This window comes from Mesorhizobium sp. L-2-11, from assembly GCF_016756595.1.
In the GTDB taxonomy this organism is placed as follows: Bacteria; Pseudomonadota; Alphaproteobacteria; order Rhizobiales; family Rhizobiaceae; genus Mesorhizobium.
Map to the genome: position 1 here is coordinate 112,006 of NZ_AP023259.1, position 15,133 is coordinate 127,138.

Sequence of the window (15,133 nt, forward strand, 5' to 3'; positions counted from 1 at the left end):
TTGGAGAGATAGCCATCTCCCGCAGAATTTCAGGGGCATATCTTTGACAATTCAAGTCAGCAAATTTGTCGGGAGCCGCCTGGACGATCTTTTTGCGAGAATGAGGGAAGCGTCCCTTGACGCGCTGGTGCTAACCGATCGCGAGAATTTTGAGTACTTTAGCGGTTTTCGGACCTTGTTCTGGGCATCGAAATCGCGGCCCTTCTACGCAATTGCCTGTTCACGCGAACGTCTTTTGCATGTCCTCGTAAGCGCCGTGGAAAGGCGAACTGCGGAAGCGCATCAAGGTTTTCCCCAGCAAATCCAGTTTCATTATTACGATGGCTTGGTGCCAGAAAGTGTGTCGGCCTTGTCAAAGGTCTTGAATGGCGGCGTCAACCGGAACGCCGCCATTGCAATTGATTATGGAATGGACATGTTCGGCCGGGGAGTTCATGGGCTTCACAAAATTCTCGGAAGCGAAAGGGGCTCAGCAACGGTCGACGCTGCCGACATCATTTGGGATGTTAGAATGGTCAAGGACGAAGAGGAAATCGCTCATAAGCGCCAGGCTCTGAAGGTTGCGACTGATTCGTTTTTTGCTGCACTCCGGCACCTGAGAATTGGAGATACGGAAGAGCAGTTCGCTGCCATTCTGCGCAGCGAATTGATCCAGCGCGGGGCAAGTGCGATTCCCTGGCTACCAGTTCGGTTCGGTTTGAAGGACATGGCCTACAGTATGCCCCCGACGCAACGCAGGCTTGAGCATGACGATTACATTTGGGTCGATATCGGCTGCGTGGTGAATGGTAGTATTTCTGACATCAACCGAATTGCAAAAGCCGGCCATGTTTCAGACCGTGAACAGTCGATGTATGGGACCGTTCGGAAGCTGACGCTGGAGACGGCTGGGTCGATCAAAGCAGGTGAACAGTGCAGTGACATCTATAGGAGATTCCGGCAACAGGTGGACCGGGAAAACATCCCATTCTATAGTGCGGCATCCCGCATTGGACATGGATCCGGGGTCGATCTGACCGAGCCACCCTCTGTCGCCGAGGCGTCATCAGAAATCCTCCGGGATGGTATGATTATTCACATCGAGCCGAAGATCGAAGTCGATTACGGGGTATTCCAGCTTGAGGAAGTCGTATTGGTGAAGGGTTCAGAAGCTGAATTTCTAAGCGAGATCGCACCTGAAAAGCTTCCCGAGATTCCATTGGCATAACTTGTCGCTCCAAAACTGAGAGATTCCCCATCCCCCGGTCAAGAAGCTGTCCGCGCTCAGCGCCGTACTCTGCGCGACTTCCCGGAAGGTCAATGCCTCATCAACGGGGTTCGGCTCTGGCAAAGCAGCCGGGAAAATGCCGCCGCTCCGGCCTCTACCGCAAGCGACGGGAAGTTTTGTCCGAGTGCGGCCTCAAGAACCGTCTCGGCAGGCCGGCGCCTGACGAAAGAAGTTGCAGCATAAAACGACGCGGCGCGCCCATTTCTCAACGAATGGTACGGCGCGCTTGGCGATAGGATGGACCGGGAAGACAGGGAAAATGATGTCATCGAATGCAGTTGCGCCGTCGGGAGCTTCCATGAGTGGCGCCACCTTGGCACGCGAAACGCCGGTCCCGCAGTAGCCGATCGCATAATAGATACCGTTGTGGGTGCGACCAAGATCAGGCACCTCATCGTACGTGTAACCTATGAGCCCGTCCTCGCAGTGAATAACGGGGACAGTGCAGAGGCCTGGAAAGACTGACAGAAGGTCGCGTGCAAGGTGACTATAAGCCATTGGCGAGCGGCTCCGGGCGAACCGTCCAACCCGGCCGCCCCACATGATGTCCCCCAATCAAGGAACCCGATCAGCTTCGCAGTACAAATCGAGCCAATCCGCCCGCGTCAGGTGGGCGTCGATAGGGTGCACGTCTCCAACGACCAATTCCATCGGGCGCATTCCTTCGATGGAGCGGCGCCCGCGCGGGCGGCTGTCCTCGTAGGCTTTGCGGTTCGTTCCAAACTGGTGGACCTCCGATAAGGCAGCTCTTCCGACACGAGCGTCCACGGGATCGAACAGGCTTGATCAAAACTCGCTGGATCACTGGGGCGGAACCCCCATGACCTGGTGGTCTCTATCAGGAAGTTGCGGTCCAAGACCTTGACGTCTCACCCTCCGGATGACGGTACTGATCCAAACCCAAAGCGCGCTGCCCGCCTGCCGCCGCGACAGCCCGCCCTGCTCAACAGACGCCTACAACCGGGTGCGAAGATCCATCGAGTAAGGCTTGCCCATCCGTGCCGGCCTCCTTTTCAGCCAGCACGTTGAATCCGATTTGCAAGCCTTAGACCGCGGGCGACTTTGCGGACCTCGGCGCGCGTGAGGCGGCGAACAAAACTCGCAGCCCCGGCTGCTACCAAGAGCTGCGCCGGATCGACCGTGGCCTCTATTGATTGGCAGCGTACAAACAGGCTGACCGCACGAGCCACCGTGCCGGACTATCGCGCCGTCACCCCCAAGCCCATCTCGAATGCCTTTGCCGCAAACCCCTGCCTTAACCGGGGTCGCCTATAGGCAGTGCCTGGGAGTGCTTCACCTGCCCCAGTGCAAAGCTTGACTCGATTGACGCCACCCCCTCCAGCCGCGTCAGCTTTTGCTTGAGAAATGCCTCGTAGGCTTCGAGATCTTTGACAACGATGCGGAGCAGGTAGTCTTGTTGGCCGGTCATGAGATAGCACTCGACAATTTCGGGCCAGCGCTGCACAGCGGTAGCAAACCGGTCCAGTTCCTCTTCTCTTTGTCTTTCCAGTTTTATCGACGCAAAGACACTGATCGGTAGGCCAATCTTTAGCTGGTCTATGACCGCCACGTAGCCCTTGATAACGCCGGAGGCTTCGAGATTGCGAACGCGACGTGCGCACGGCGACGGCGACAGTCCGACGATCTCGCTTAGCTCTTCGGTTGTGGCATGAGCGTCCGACTGGAGAACGCCGAGGATTTTTCGATCGATTGCGTCAATTTCAATTTTTGGCACAGATTTTCATTTTCCTCTAATTGGTTGGCCATCTGAGCTAAAAATGATCAGTCAACCGATAAAGTTTAGCCACAACTTACGCAACGCGTCCAGTAGCATGTTCCACTGAATAGCTAGACGCTACAGCGAGGGGCGATGGACGAGTTACGACTAGAGACACTGACGGAACTCGAGAAGAAGGTCCTGTGGCTCGCGACGTGGACGATCCACAACGCGAACCATCTTCGCGATAGCGATGACGGGCTGAAGGTTGGCGGTCACCAGGCTTCGTCGGCTTCGTTGGCAACCATCATGACCGCACTATATTTCGCGGCATTGCGACCGGAGGACAGGGTCGCCGTTAAACCCCACGCGAGTCCGATCTTCCACGCGATTCAATATCTCTTCGGCAATCAGACGCGTGCGAAACTCGAGGCTTTCCGTGCCTACAAGGGTGCACAGTCCTACCCCTCCCGGACCAAAGACATCGATGACGTCGACTTCTCGACCGGTTCCGTGGGTCTAGGTGTCGCGCAAACGCTATTTTCGTCACTCGTGCAGGATTACCTCCACGCGAAGGGCTTGGCCTCAAATCTTCCCGACGGAAAGATGGTGGCACTCATCGGCGACGCCGAGATGGACGAGGGCAACATCTTCGAGGCACTTCTGGAGGGCTGGAAGCACGGGCTTCGCAATACGTGGTGGATTGTAGATTACAACCGCCAGAGCCTCGACGCTGTTGTCCGGGAGGGTTTGTGGGAACGATTTGAATCCATTTTCCGGAGTTTTGGGTGGGACGTGGTCATTCTCAAATATGGACGCTTACTCGAAGCCGCTTTTGCGGAACCAGGTGGCGAGGCACTTCGGAAATGGGTCGATGCATGTCCCAATCAACTTTATTCGGCTTTGACATTCCAGGGTGGAGCATCCTGGAGAAAACGACTGCTGGATGATCTTGGCGACCAAAGTCCAGTCTCCGAGTTGATCGAACGCCGTTCGGACGAAGAGCTGGCTCGCCTCATGGCCAATCTTGGAGGGCATGATCTGCCCGCGCTGCTCGACGCCTTCGAAAATGCGCGCTCACATGATCGCCCAGTGTGTTTCATCGCATACACGATCAAGGGTTTCGGCTTGCCGTTGGCCGGGCACAAAGACAATCATGCCGGACTGATGACGCCGACGCAGGTGGAAACACTGCGCCACCGATTGCACGTCCGTCCTGGCCACGAATGGGATCCCTTCGAGGGTCTTACCCTACCGGCAAAACGTTTGGCCGATTTCGTAAAAGCGGCGCCTTTCAATGCCAAAGGGAGGCGCCGGTATGACGCGCCGACAGTGGCAGTGCCGCCTACCTTGACTGTCGCGGCCCAGCCTTCCATGTCGACACAGCAGGGTTTTGGGCTGCTGATGCACGAGATTGCCAAGCAGGACAGTGCCCTTGCAAAGCGGATCGTTACGACATCGCCCGATGTCACGGTGTCGACCAATCTCGGTGCGTGGGTCAACCGTCGTGGCCTGTTCGCAAAGGAAGCGATGGTCGATCTGTTCAAGAAGGAGCGCATCCCTTCCACCTTCAACTGGGAGTTCTCGCCCAACGGCCAGCACATGGAACTCGGCATTGCCGAGATGAACCTGTTCATCATGCTGTCGGCGCTGGGGATTTCCCATTCGATTTTCGGAGAACGGCTCTTGCCCGTAGGCACGCTCTATGATCCGTTTATCGAACGTGGCCTCGACGCCCTCAATTATGCCTGCTACCAGGACGCTCGCTTTATCATCGCCGCTACGCCTTCGGGGGTCACGCTGGCGCCGGAGGGCGGCGCTCACCAGTCGATCGCTACGCCCCTAATTGGTATGGCGCAGGATGGGCTTGCCAGCTTCGAGCCTGCTTTCGTCGATGAACTCGCGACGATCTTGCGGTTTTCCTTCGACTATATGCAGCGGTCGGGTAACTCCGAGCCCGATCAAGTGACGTGGCTGCGGGATGCGGTCGGCGGAGCGGTCTACCTAAGACTCTCAACGCGATCAGTCGAGCAGCCCAAACGCGAGATTGATAGCAGTTTTGCGGAAAACATCGTCAACGGCGGGTACTGGATGCGGAGACCAGGTCCCAACGCGCAGGTTGTCGTCGCATACACAGGTGCAGTGGCACCTGAAGCCATCGAAGCGGTCGGGCTTATGGCAGAGGATCGGCGAGACGTGGGATTGCTGGCAATTACCTCGGCCGACCGCCTGAACGCGGGATGGACCGCAGCCCAGAAGGCGCGAGAGCACGGCCTCGTCCGCGCGCGCAGTCACATCGAGCGTCTACTTGACGCGGTATCTTCGCACTGTTCACTGATAACGGTGCTTGACGGGCATCCGGCGACATTGGCTTGGCTTGGCGCGGTCTATGGACATCGAACACGGTCGCTTGGAGTGGAGCATTTCGGACAGACCGGCACCATCGCCGATCTCTATCGCCATTACGGAATCGATGCCCAAGGAATCGTGAGAGCAGCGCAAGCAATCTCGCCCGGTCGGCCTATCAGGTACCTTGAGGAAGTGGGCTGATGCGTGCTGTCCTTGAGCAACTCGAAACACGGCGCGCCGAAGCACGTCTTGGTGGCGGCCAAAAGCGTATCGACGCGCAGCATGCAAAGGGCAAGCTGACGGCACGCGAACGTCTCGAAGTGCTCCTCGATGAGGGGTCCTTCGAGGAATACGATATGTACGTCACCCACCGCGCCGTCGACTTCGGCATGGCCGGCCAAAAGATTGCCGGTGACGGCGTCGTCACCGGCTGGGGCACGGTCAACGGCCGACTGGTTTACGTCTTTTCGCAGGATTTCACAGTGCTCGGCGGCTCGCTTTCGGAGACGCATGCCCAGAAGATCTGCAAGATCATGGACATGGCGGTCCGCAACGGCGCACCGGTGATCGGACTTAACGACAGCGGCGGCGCACGCATTCAGGAAGGAGTGGCCTCACTCGCCGGCTACGCCGACGTCTTCAAGCGCAATGTCGATGCCTCAGGGGTCATACCACAGATATCCGTCATCATGGGGCCTTGTGCCGGCGGCGCCGTCTATTCGCCGGCCATGACCGATTTCATCTTCATGGTGCGGGATTCCTCCTACATGTTCGTCACCGGGCCGGATGTGGTGAAGACCGTTACCAATGAGATTGTAACAGCAGAAGAGCTTGGCGGCGCGCGCACCCATACGTCGAAATCGTCTGTCGCCGACGGCGCCTTCGACAATGATGTGGAGACGCTGGAGCAAATCCGCGCTCTGTTTGATTTCCTTCCGCTCAACAATCGGGAGAAGGCGCCGGTACGCCGCTTCAATGATGATCCCTCGCGAATCGAGATGCGGCTCGACACGCTGATCCCTGACAGCGCGGTCAAACCCTACGATATGAAGGAGCTGGTTCTGGCGATTGCTGATGAGGGCGATTTCTTCGAGATCCAGGCTGCTTTCGCACGTAACATCCTCACCGGATTCGTGCGTATCGAAGGTCAGACAGTGGGCGTGGTCGCCAATCAGCCGATGGTGCTTGCGGGCTGTCTCGACATCGACTCCTCGCGCAAGGCCGCGCGGTTCGTCCGTTTCTGTGATGCGTTCTCCATTCCGCTCCTAACACTGGTAGACGTTCCAGGTTTCCTGCCTGGCACATCCCAGGAATTTGGCGGGGTGATAAAACACGGCGCCAAGCTTCTGTTCGCCTATTCGCAGGCGACAGTACCGATGGTGACGCTGATCACGCGCAAGGCCTATGGGGGTGCCTATGACGTCATGGCATCCAAGCACATTGGCGCCGATGTGAATTACGCCTGGCCGACGGCCGAGATTGCGGTGATGGGCGCCAAGGGCGCGACTGAGATCCTTTATCGTTCCGAACTTGGCAACACGGATAAGATCGCCCAACGCACCAAGGATTACGAGGAGCGTTTCGCCAATCCGTTCGTCGCTGCCGAACGTGGCTTCATCGACGAAGTCATCATGCCGCATTCCTCTCGCCGACGCATTGCCCGCGCCTTTGCCGCTCTGCGCGGCAAGAGCGTCGATGCACGCTGGAAGAAACACGACACGATCCCGCTTTGAGAACACAATGAAGATCGCCAAGCCCTGCCATGTCAGTTTGCGAAGGGCGACCGGCGAGGACGAGCCCTTCATCCTCGAACTAGAACGCTCAGCGTTGCGAAGGTTGTCAGAAGCCATTTTTGGCTATTGGACTCCACGACCTGGAATGGGAGAAACATTTCCTGATGGTAGCTGGATCATCCAACGTGAAAATGAAGACGTCGGATGCTTTGCCCTCTCCGAAAGGCAGAATGTTCTGGAGATAGAACAATTGTATCTCCTGCCCGACGCACGGAACTGCGGCATCGGAAATTATGTCCTGACGAGAATCCTGACCTTGGCGGCGGTAAAGCACCACAGCGTCCAGATCGTTTTGCTTGCCGAAAACGACGCGCAGCGCTTCCTCGAACGCGCAGGCTTTGCGGTCACTGCTGTCTCTTCGACTCGAATATTTATGGAATGCTTGTGCTCACGAGAGCCCCACACCTGGACAAACTAATGTTTCGAAAAATCCTCATCGCCAATCGTGGCGAGATCGCTTGCCGCGTCATCAAGACGGCCAGAAAACTTGGCATCGCCACGATCGCAGTCTATTCAGATGCCGATCGCGACGCGCTGCATGTGAAGATGGCCGACGAAGCTGTTCATATTGGTGCAGCACCTTCCAGCCAGTCCTACATCGCAATAGGCAAGATCCTCGATGCCGTGAAAGCCACGGGCGCAGACGCGGTTCATCCCGGCTACGGCTTCCTGTCGGAAAATTTCAATTTCGCCGAGGCGCTTAGGGCGGCAGGCGTCGCCTTCATCGGCCCACCGCCGGTCGCCATCGAGGCGATGGGGGACAAGATCACCTCAAAGAAGATCGCTGCATCCGCGGGTGTCTCGACCGTGCCCGGCCACATGGACCTGATCGCCGATGCCGACGAGGCGGTGAAGATCGCCGGCCATATCGGCTATCCCGTGATGATCAAGGCCTCGGCCGGCGGTGGCGGCAAGGGCATGCGCATCGCCTGGAACGACGACGAGGCACGAAAGGGCTTCCAGTCTTCCAAGAACGAGGCGAAATCCTCTTTTGGCGACGACCGCATATTCATCGAGAAGTTCATCACCCAGCCTCGCCATATCGAGATTCAACTGCTCGGCGACCAGCACGGCAATCTCGTCTATCTAGGCGAACGCGAATGCTCGATTCAGCGCCGCAACCAGAAGGTCATTGAGGAAGCCCCGTCACCGTTCCTCGACGCAGCAACTCGCAAGGCCATGGGCGAACAGGCGGTAGCACTGGCCAAAGCCGTCGGCTATTTCTCCGCCGGGACGGTGGAATTCATCGTCGATGGCGACAGGAAATTCTACTTCCTCGAGATGAACACAAGGCTGCAGGTCGAGCATCCGGTGACTGAGCTGATCACCGGCCTCGATCTAGTCGAAGAGATGATCCGGGTTGCGGCGGGCGAAAAGCTGCGGATCACGCAAGACGCCGTGAAACTCGACGGCTGGGCGATAGAAAGCCGGCTCTATGCGGAAGATCCGTACCGCAGTTTCCTGCCGTCCATCGGACGGTTGACCCGGTATCGTCCGCCGGTCGAGGGGAAGCACAAAGACGGCACCGTCATACGGAACGACACCGGCGTCTTCGAAGGTGGCGAGATCTCAATGTACTACGATCCGATGATCGCCAAACTGTGCACGTGGGCGCCCGACCGCATTGGCGCCATCGATGCGATGAGCAAGGCGCTCGACGATTTTGAGGTCGAAGGTATCGGCCACAATCTGCCGTTTCTGTCTGCCGTCACGGATCACCCACGCTTTCGCGAGGGCCGGCTGACGACGGCTTTCATTGCCGAGGAATACCCGGACGGCTTTTCCGGAGTCGAGCCACCCATGGGCGATGCCAGGAAACTCGCGGCGGTCGCCGTCTTTATCAATCTGGAAGCCCAGAAGCGCAACGTGCAGATTTCCGGCGCGTTGGACAATCATCGCCGCGCCGTCGGCCGTAACTGGGTGGTGACTGTCGCAGGCGAAAGCTTTTCAACCTCGGTCGGGGAACTGGGCAGCAAGACCGTCGTCGAATTCAGCGAGGGTGCTCCTATCTCGATCTCCAGCGATTGGCTTCCGGGGAGATCCCACGCACAATTCACCGTCGACGATGAGACGCTCGGCGTGAAAACGGCAACCGCCGCAACAGGTATCCGTCTGCGCTGGCGCGGTGCGGATGTGGTGGCCTACGTACGCACGCCTCGCATTGCTGAACTGGCGTTGCTGATGCCCGAAAAGCTTCCGCCGGATACGTCGAAACTGCTTCTTTGCCCGATGCCCGGGGTGATCACCTCCGTCACGGTTAAGGCAGGTGACAAGGTGGAGGTCGGGCAGGTGCTTGCGACCGTCGAAGCGATGAAGATGGAAAACGTGCTGCGAGCCGAGCGCAAGGCAACCATCCGCCGTATCGCTGCGGAAGCTGGCGTCAGCCTCGCTGTCGATGAAGTCATCATGGAATTCGAATGAGGGCGAAGCGATGGCCGACCACGTGACCTATGAGGACTGGCAGAAATTAGCCGAGCGCGAATTGAAGGCATCGCCCGACAGTTTAGCTTGGCAGACCCCGGAAGGCATCTCCGTCAAGCCGCTCTACACGGCGGCTGATCTTGCTGGCATTAACGGCCTCGACTCGTTGCCCGGTGTTAAGCCCTTTTTGCGGGGCCCACGCGCCACCATGTATGCCGGTCGTCCCTGGACCATCCGGCAATATGCAGGTTTCTCGACGGCCGAGGAGAGCAACGCCTTCTACCGCAAGGCGCTCGCCGCCGGCCAGCAAGGAATCTCGGTCGCTTTCGACCTGGCCACCCATCGCGGCTACGACAGCGACCACTCGCGCGTCGAGGGCGATGTGGGCAAGGCCGGCGTTGCGATCGACAGCGTCGAGGACATGAAGATCCTGTTTGATGGTATCCCGCTGGGCGAGATGTCGGTCTCCATGACGATGAACGGCGCAGTGATTCCGATTCTCGCCTCCTTCATCGTAGCCGGCGAAGAGCAAGGTGTTTCCCGGGCAAAGCTTTCAGGAACGATCCAGAACGACATTCTAAAGGAGTTCATGGTCCGCAACACCTACATCTATCCGCCCGAACCATCGATGCGGATCATCGCTGACATCATCGAATACACGGCGAAGGAGATGCCTAAATTCAATTCGATTTCCATCTCCGGCTATCACATGCAAGAGGCGGGTGCGACACTGGTGCACGAACTGGCCTTCACACTGGCCGATGGCCGCGAATATGTTCGAGCGGCAATTGCCAAAGGCCTCAATGTCGATGATTTCGCGGGCCGACTTTCGTTCTTCTTCGCCATCGGAATGAATTTCTTCATGGAGGCCTCCAAGCTGCGCGCCGCACGTGTGCTGTGGTCACGCATCATGGAGGAATTTGAGCCGAAGAAGCAGTCCTCACTGATGCTACGCACCCATTGCCAGACCTCGGGTGTATCGCTTCAGGAGCAGGATCCCTACAATAACATCGTGCGCACGGCATATGAAGCGCTGGCCGCGGCGCTGGGGGGCACGCAGTCGCTGCACACCAATTCCTTTGATGAGGCGATCGCGCTGCCGACGGCGTTCTCCGCGCGTATCGCCCGCAACACTCAATTGATCCTCCAACACGAGACCGGCGTGACCAAGGTTGTCGATCCGCTTGCCGGGTCCTACTATGTTGAAAGTCTCACCAATGAGCTTGCCGAGAAAGCCTGGACATTGATCGAGGAAGTCGAGGCGATGGGCGGCATGACCAAGGCGGTCGCCACCGGTATGCCCAAACGCATGATCGAGGAGGCTGCAACCCGCCGGCAGGCTGCCGTCGACAAGGGCGAAGAAGTCATAGTCGGCGTCAACAAATATCGACTCGAGTCCGAAGAGCAGATCGACACCCGCTACATCGACAACGCCGCCGTGCGGCAATCACAAATCGCTCGCATCGAACGAACAAAACGCCAGCGCGATCCCAAGCGAGTGGGAGAGACACTTGCCGCCTTGCAGAACGTCTCGCGTTCCAATGGGGGCAACATCCTAGAAGCAGCTGTGGAAGCTGCCCGGGCACGTGCTACCGTGGGTGAAATTTCGGATGCGCTTCGCCAGGTTTTTGGCGACCATTCGGCAAAACCGGAAGTGGTCTCGAAAGTCTACGGTGCTGCCTACGGGCATGAGCCAGAGTTCCAGACGCTTGTTTCACGGCTCGATCACTTCGCTCGCAAGCTCGGACAAAAACCGCGGATTATGGTGGCTAAGCTCGGGCAGGATGGTCATGACCGCGGGGCGAAAGTCATCGCGTCAGCTTTCGGCGACATCGGTTTCGACGTTCTTGCCGGGCCTTTGTTTCAGACGCCGCTCGAGGCCGCCGACATGGCGATCAACGCGCAAGTGTCTGTAGTTGGCGTGTCGGCACTCGCCGCCGGCCACAAGACGCTACTCCCGCAACTAGTAGAGGAGTTGAGGCGAAAGGGCGCGGGAAACATTGTCGTCATCTGCGGAGGCGTGGTGCCTCGCCAGGATTATCAATTCTTGTTGGATCACGGCGTGTCAGGTGTTTTCGGCCCGGGCACGAACGTGCTCGACGCCGCCCGCGCCGTGTTGGACATCATGGAAGGCAAGAGGAGAAACGCCTAGGAACCTGGGGTCGGAACAAGAGCGGTTCCCGCAGACACGCGGCCTTTATCAACCAAAGATAGCAATCCCTTCTTTTCTAAGCCTATCGTGCGATTCTCCAGACTTGATCCAGAGGGATGACAATGCGTGAAACGATGCTGGCCGGGCTTTCCAACATTCGTACTGTTGAGGACACGGATCGCGGCCTTCCGTGATGAAGGTCATTGCGGCTGCTGGAAAGCATGGTTTGGCCGGATGGCAGGATCTGTCCCGCCTGCGGTTACAAACACTCGATCGCGATAGCCGGGCGGGATACGGGCAAGCGACGCGCACGGCCGGGGCTTTATCAGTGCTCAAGCGGCGACTGCCGTTTCCAGTTCACGGTGACGACGTACACGCCGGGCGCTGGCTGCCGGAAAAGAGCTTTCCGTCCCATGCGCGTATCTGCCGGGCAGGCAACGCATCCGTGTGCGGCAACATCGAACCAATAGCCATCAAAGCCGTGTAGCACACCCGTGACACCCTGAACGGATGATCACCCCCCGAGCGCCGGCAAAAAATGAGGTTTTGGGAAGACGCCCGGACTCGCAAGCTTCAGTGCACCAAGATGATCGGGTCTCGTGGTCTACTGGCATGTCGTTGAGATGCCAGCCTTGCTGACCTATACGTGGAAGCCCATGAGGCTTGGGAAGGTCTGTGGCAAGTTGCAGACCGAGGCGCTCCGCTTCGGACGCCTTCAGGGGCTGTTATCGGCGGCCGGCGTGAAGATCCGCGAGGGTAAGCAGGTGGCTGCGGTTCGTACGCTGATGAACACGGCCGATCATAGCTTCGAGCATGCGCTCGGCATGTCACCCGCAGCACTTGCCGAACAGGCCGAAGCCGCGGCAAGAATCCCAGGAGCCTTGCAAGCTATCGGTGAACCCCAACCGGTGTTTGACTTCATTCTCGGACCAAGCTCCAGAGGGCCGGTCAAATCGCGAGAAAATCAAACAGTCCGTGGAAGACGACGCCAGACATAGAGCAGCTTCCATTCACCAAGCCGCATTTTCATGGAGCGCGGAATTTCGTCACTTTTTGGAACCACAGAAGCTCAAAACGGCTCGGCCGGACATCGGTTCCGGGCGCAGCCGACGATCACCGGGGCCGACGTATTAGAGTTAGCTTATGGCGATACTTAGCCTGCCGAGACCGTTTATTGCTTTCAGCGACAGCCACCACTATGTAGCAGGACTTCGCCTGCTGTCTTCAAGCCACCCGGAGAGTTTCATGACAGAAGAAGCCAATCACAATCTCGACACCCTCATCGACCTTACCGCCGATGTCGTCTCAGCCTATGTCTCGAATAATCCTGTCCCAGTGGGCGATCTCCCGGCCCTGATCGGCCAAGTGCACGCGGCTTTGAAAGGCACAGCCGGAGGCGTCTCCGCAGCAGAGCCGGAGGCTCTCAAGCCTGCGGTCCCGATCAAGAAGTCGGTGATGGCGGACTACATCGTCTGCCTTGAGGATGGGAAGAAATTCAAATCGCTAAAGCGCCATCTTTCAACCCACTATGGGCTGACCCCGGACGAATATCGCGCCAAATGGGGCCTGGCGGCAGAGTATCCGATGGTCGCGCCGAACTACGCGGCGGCGCGCTCGACGTTGGCCAAGACCATGGGTCTCGGCCGCAAACCGAAAGAGTCGGAAACGCCGGCGCCGGCGAAGCGGGCCCGCAAGCAGGTCGCAGCCTGACTTTATCTCTCAAGGGTCGTTCTGGAGCGCGCAGCTGCTGCCGGCATGATCCGCGCGGATCAAGAAAGGGCGGGGACCAATCCCCGCCTTACCTCGCGTTCCTTCGATCTTGCCGGGACGCAGGCGAAAATTCAGCCGGCTTTGCTGAGCCTGCCGGCAGAGGACTTGCCTGTGCGGCGGTCCTGTTCGATCTCATAATTGATTTTCTGACCTTCATTCAGCGTCGAGAGGCCCGCGCGCTCGACAGCGGAAATGTGGACGAAAACATCCTGACCGCCATTGTCGGGCTGGATGAATCTGAACCGCGCCGGGTTGATCGGAGGCTCCAACTCCTGAGAAGGTGGAGCCATGACAAGCAAGACGACCAACAAGTTCTCTCCCGAGGTCCGAGCCCGTGCGGTGCGGCTGGTTCTGGATCACGAAGGCGAGCATGCCTCGCGGTGGGCGGCGGTGTCGTCGATCGCCGCCAAGATCGGCTGCACGGCGCAGACGCTGCATGAGTGGGTGAAGAAGGCCGAGCGCGACAGTGGCGTGCGAGCCGGTGTGCCTACGGATGTGGCGACGAAACTCAAGGCTTTGGAACGCGAGAACCGCGAGCTTCGCCAGGCCAACGAGATCCTTCGCAAGGCTTCCGCGTATTTTGCCCAGGCGGAGCTCGACCGCCGGTTCAAGCCATGATCGCATTCATTGACGATCACCGCGAGGCGCATGGGGTCGAGCCGATCTGCAAGGTGCTGCCGATCGCCCCGTCGACCTACCACGACCATGTCGCCAAGCGCATCGATCCCTCCCGGCTGTCGGCTCGGGCGAAGCGGGATGAGGCTTTGAAGGATGAGGTCCGACGCGTGTTCGAGGCGAACTTCCGCGTCTACGGCGTTCGCAAGGTCTGGCGGCAGTTGCAGCGCGAGGGCTTCGATGTCGCCCGCTGCACGGTTGCCCGCCTGATGAAGGCCATGGGCCTCGAAGGCATCATCCGCGGCAAGCCGATCCGCACCACGGTGAGCGACAAGGCGGCACCATGCCCTCTCGATCACGTCAATCGCCAGTTCCATGCCCCGGCGCCGAACATGCTGTGGGTCTCCGACTTCACCTACGTCGCGACCTGGACGGGCTTCGTCTATGTCGCCTTTGTCATCGACACCTATGCTCGCCGGATCGTCGGCTGGCGGGTGAGCCGGACGGCGCATGCCAGCTTCGTTCTGGACGCTCTGGAACAGGCTCTCCATGATCGGCGGCCCGTGCAGGGAGGCGGGCTCATCCATCACAGCGATAGAGGCAGCCAGTACGTCAGCATTCGATACACTGAGCGCTTGGCGGAGGCCGGCGTCGAGCCTTCGGTGGGCAGTGTCGGCGATAGCTACGACAATGCTCTCGCCGAAACGATCAACGGCCTCTACAAGGCCGAGGTGATCCATCGACGCGGACCATGGCGCTCGTTCGAGGCCGTCGAGTTCGCGACGTTGGAATGGGTCGACTGGTTCAACAATCGCCGGCTGCTGGAGCCCATCGGCAACATCCCGCCGGCCGAAGCCGAGGAACGCTACTATGCCATGCTGGAAGAACCAGCCATGGCCGCGTGACTCAAACGAAACGGCCTCCGGAAAACCCGGGGCGGTTCAAAGGGCCCACTCCATTTTCCGGAGCGGGCCTTTTGCCTGCGGTACTCAGAACCTTGGCCGCGCCGTCCAAGTTAGCGGCGAATGGTAAAGACGGACTGAATGTGT

Annotated in this window: 12 protein-coding genes, 1 pseudogene and 1 other annotated feature; of the genes and pseudogenes, 10 read left to right on the plus strand and 3 right to left on the minus strand. The window is 58.7% G+C overall.

Annotated elements, in window-relative coordinates:
• Positions 1–43: 43 nt before the first annotated feature.
• Positions 44–1,207 carry a M24 family metallopeptidase gene (locus JG739_RS33325; protein WP_202367936.1) on the plus strand — a complete coding sequence of 388 codons (1,164 nt, stop codon included), beginning with the start codon at positions 44–46 and terminating at the stop codon, positions 1,205–1,207.
• Positions 1,208–1,399: 192 nt separating this feature from the next.
• Here JG739_RS33325 and JG739_RS33330 read toward each other — a convergent pair whose 3' ends face one another.
• Entirely contained in the window at positions 1,400–1,765 is a 366-nt protein-coding gene (locus JG739_RS33330) for an FAD-binding oxidoreductase (protein ID WP_202367937.1), read from the minus strand.
• A 757-nt stretch (positions 1,766–2,522) separates the two neighbouring features.
• Complete coding sequence (locus JG739_RS33335) at positions 2,523–3,002, minus strand: Lrp/AsnC family transcriptional regulator (RefSeq protein ID WP_199202967.1); 480 nt, start codon at positions 3,000–3,002, stop codon at positions 2,523–2,525.
• 135 nt (positions 3,003–3,137) lie between these two features.
• Here JG739_RS33335 and JG739_RS33340 point away from each other — a divergent pair, with 135 nt between their 5' ends.
• The 8 genes and pseudogenes from JG739_RS33340 to JG739_RS33375 all read left to right on the plus strand — a co-directional run bounded on the left by JG739_RS33340 (position 3,138) and on the right by JG739_RS33375 (position 13,409).
• On the plus strand, positions 3,138–5,534 hold the full coding sequence (locus JG739_RS33340; RefSeq protein WP_199202968.1) for a transketolase: 2,397 nt from the start codon (positions 3,138–3,140) through the stop codon (positions 5,532–5,534).
• Complete coding sequence (locus JG739_RS33345; protein ID WP_199202969.1) at positions 5,534–7,066, plus strand: acyl-CoA carboxylase subunit beta; 1,533 nt, start codon at positions 5,534–5,536, stop codon at positions 7,064–7,066. Before JG739_RS33340 ends, JG739_RS33345 begins: the two co-directional genes overlap by 1 nt.
• A gap of 7 nt (positions 7,067–7,073) precedes the next feature.
• Positions 7,074–7,544: a GNAT family N-acetyltransferase gene (locus JG739_RS33350; RefSeq protein WP_199202970.1), complete on the plus strand. Its 471-nt coding sequence runs from the start codon at positions 7,074–7,076 to the stop codon at positions 7,542–7,544.
• Positions 7,544–9,547, plus strand: a complete 2,004-nt coding sequence (locus JG739_RS33355) for an acetyl-CoA carboxylase biotin carboxylase subunit (RefSeq protein WP_199202971.1) — start codon at positions 7,544–7,546, stop codon at positions 9,545–9,547. Before JG739_RS33350 ends, JG739_RS33355 begins: the two co-directional genes overlap by 1 nt.
• A gap of 10 nt (positions 9,548–9,557) precedes the next feature.
• The gene (scpA, locus tag JG739_RS33360) at positions 9,558–11,699 is read left to right on the plus strand and encodes a methylmalonyl-CoA mutase (protein WP_199202981.1); all 2,142 of its coding nucleotides are present in this window, start codon (positions 9,558–9,560) and stop codon (positions 11,697–11,699) included.
• A 122-nt stretch (positions 11,700–11,821) separates the two neighbouring features.
• Positions 11,822–12,079, plus strand: a pseudogene (locus JG739_RS33365) (transposase); the annotation flags it as partial.
• A 252-nt stretch (positions 12,080–12,331) separates the two neighbouring features.
• Positions 12,332–12,697, plus strand: a complete 366-nt coding sequence (locus tag JG739_RS33370; RefSeq protein WP_244750028.1) for a hypothetical protein — start codon at positions 12,332–12,334, stop codon at positions 12,695–12,697.
• A gap of 247 nt (positions 12,698–12,944) precedes the next feature.
• Positions 12,945–13,409, plus strand: coding sequence for a MucR family transcriptional regulator (locus tag JG739_RS33375; RefSeq protein ID WP_199202982.1), 465 nt, complete (start codon positions 12,945–12,947; stop codon positions 13,407–13,409).
• A gap of 131 nt (positions 13,410–13,540) precedes the next feature.
• Here the strand turns inward: JG739_RS33375 and JG739_RS33380 are convergent, their stop codons facing one another.
• Complete coding sequence (locus JG739_RS33380) at positions 13,541–13,759, minus strand: cold-shock protein (RefSeq protein ID WP_199202983.1); 219 nt, start codon at positions 13,757–13,759, stop codon at positions 13,541–13,543.
• Here JG739_RS33380 and JG739_RS33385 point away from each other — a divergent pair.
• Positions 13,758–14,989, plus strand: a protein-coding gene (locus JG739_RS33385) for an IS3 family transposase (RefSeq protein WP_244749615.1) whose coding sequence is annotated in 2 segments (ribosomal slippage) — positions 13,758–14,049 and positions 14,049–14,989 — 1,233 coding nt in all. Because the reading frame shifts where the segments join, the coding sequence is not laid out codon by codon here. The genes JG739_RS33380 and JG739_RS33385 overlap by 2 nt on opposite strands.
• Positions 14,042–14,158 (plus strand) — a sequence feature (AL1L pseudoknot). It overlaps the preceding gene by 117 nt.
• Positions 14,990–15,133 lie beyond the last annotated feature (144 nt).

Coding starts and splice junctions, on each gene's coding strand:
- JG739_RS33330 (WP_202367937.1), bottom strand. CDS start 1,765: ATGGCTTATAGTCACCTTGCACGCGACCTTCTGTCAGTCTTTCCAGGC.
- JG739_RS33340 (WP_199202968.1), top strand. CDS start 3,138: ATGGACGAGTTACGACTAGAGACACTGACGGAACTCGAGAAGAAGGTC.
- JG739_RS33345 (WP_199202969.1), top strand. CDS start 5,534: ATGCGTGCTGTCCTTGAGCAACTCGAAACACGGCGCGCCGAAGCACGT.
- JG739_RS33350 (WP_199202970.1), top strand. CDS start 7,074: ATGAAGATCGCCAAGCCCTGCCATGTCAGTTTGCGAAGGGCGACCGGC.
- JG739_RS33355 (WP_199202971.1), top strand. CDS start 7,544: ATGTTTCGAAAAATCCTCATCGCCAATCGTGGCGAGATCGCTTGCCGC.
- scpA (WP_199202981.1), top strand. CDS start 9,558: ATGGCCGACCACGTGACCTATGAGGACTGGCAGAAATTAGCCGAGCGC.
- JG739_RS33375 (WP_199202982.1), top strand. CDS start 12,945: ATGACAGAAGAAGCCAATCACAATCTCGACACCCTCATCGACCTTACC.
- JG739_RS33380 (WP_199202983.1), bottom strand. CDS start 13,759: ATGGCTCCACCTTCTCAGGAGTTGGAGCCTCCGATCAACCCGGCGCGG.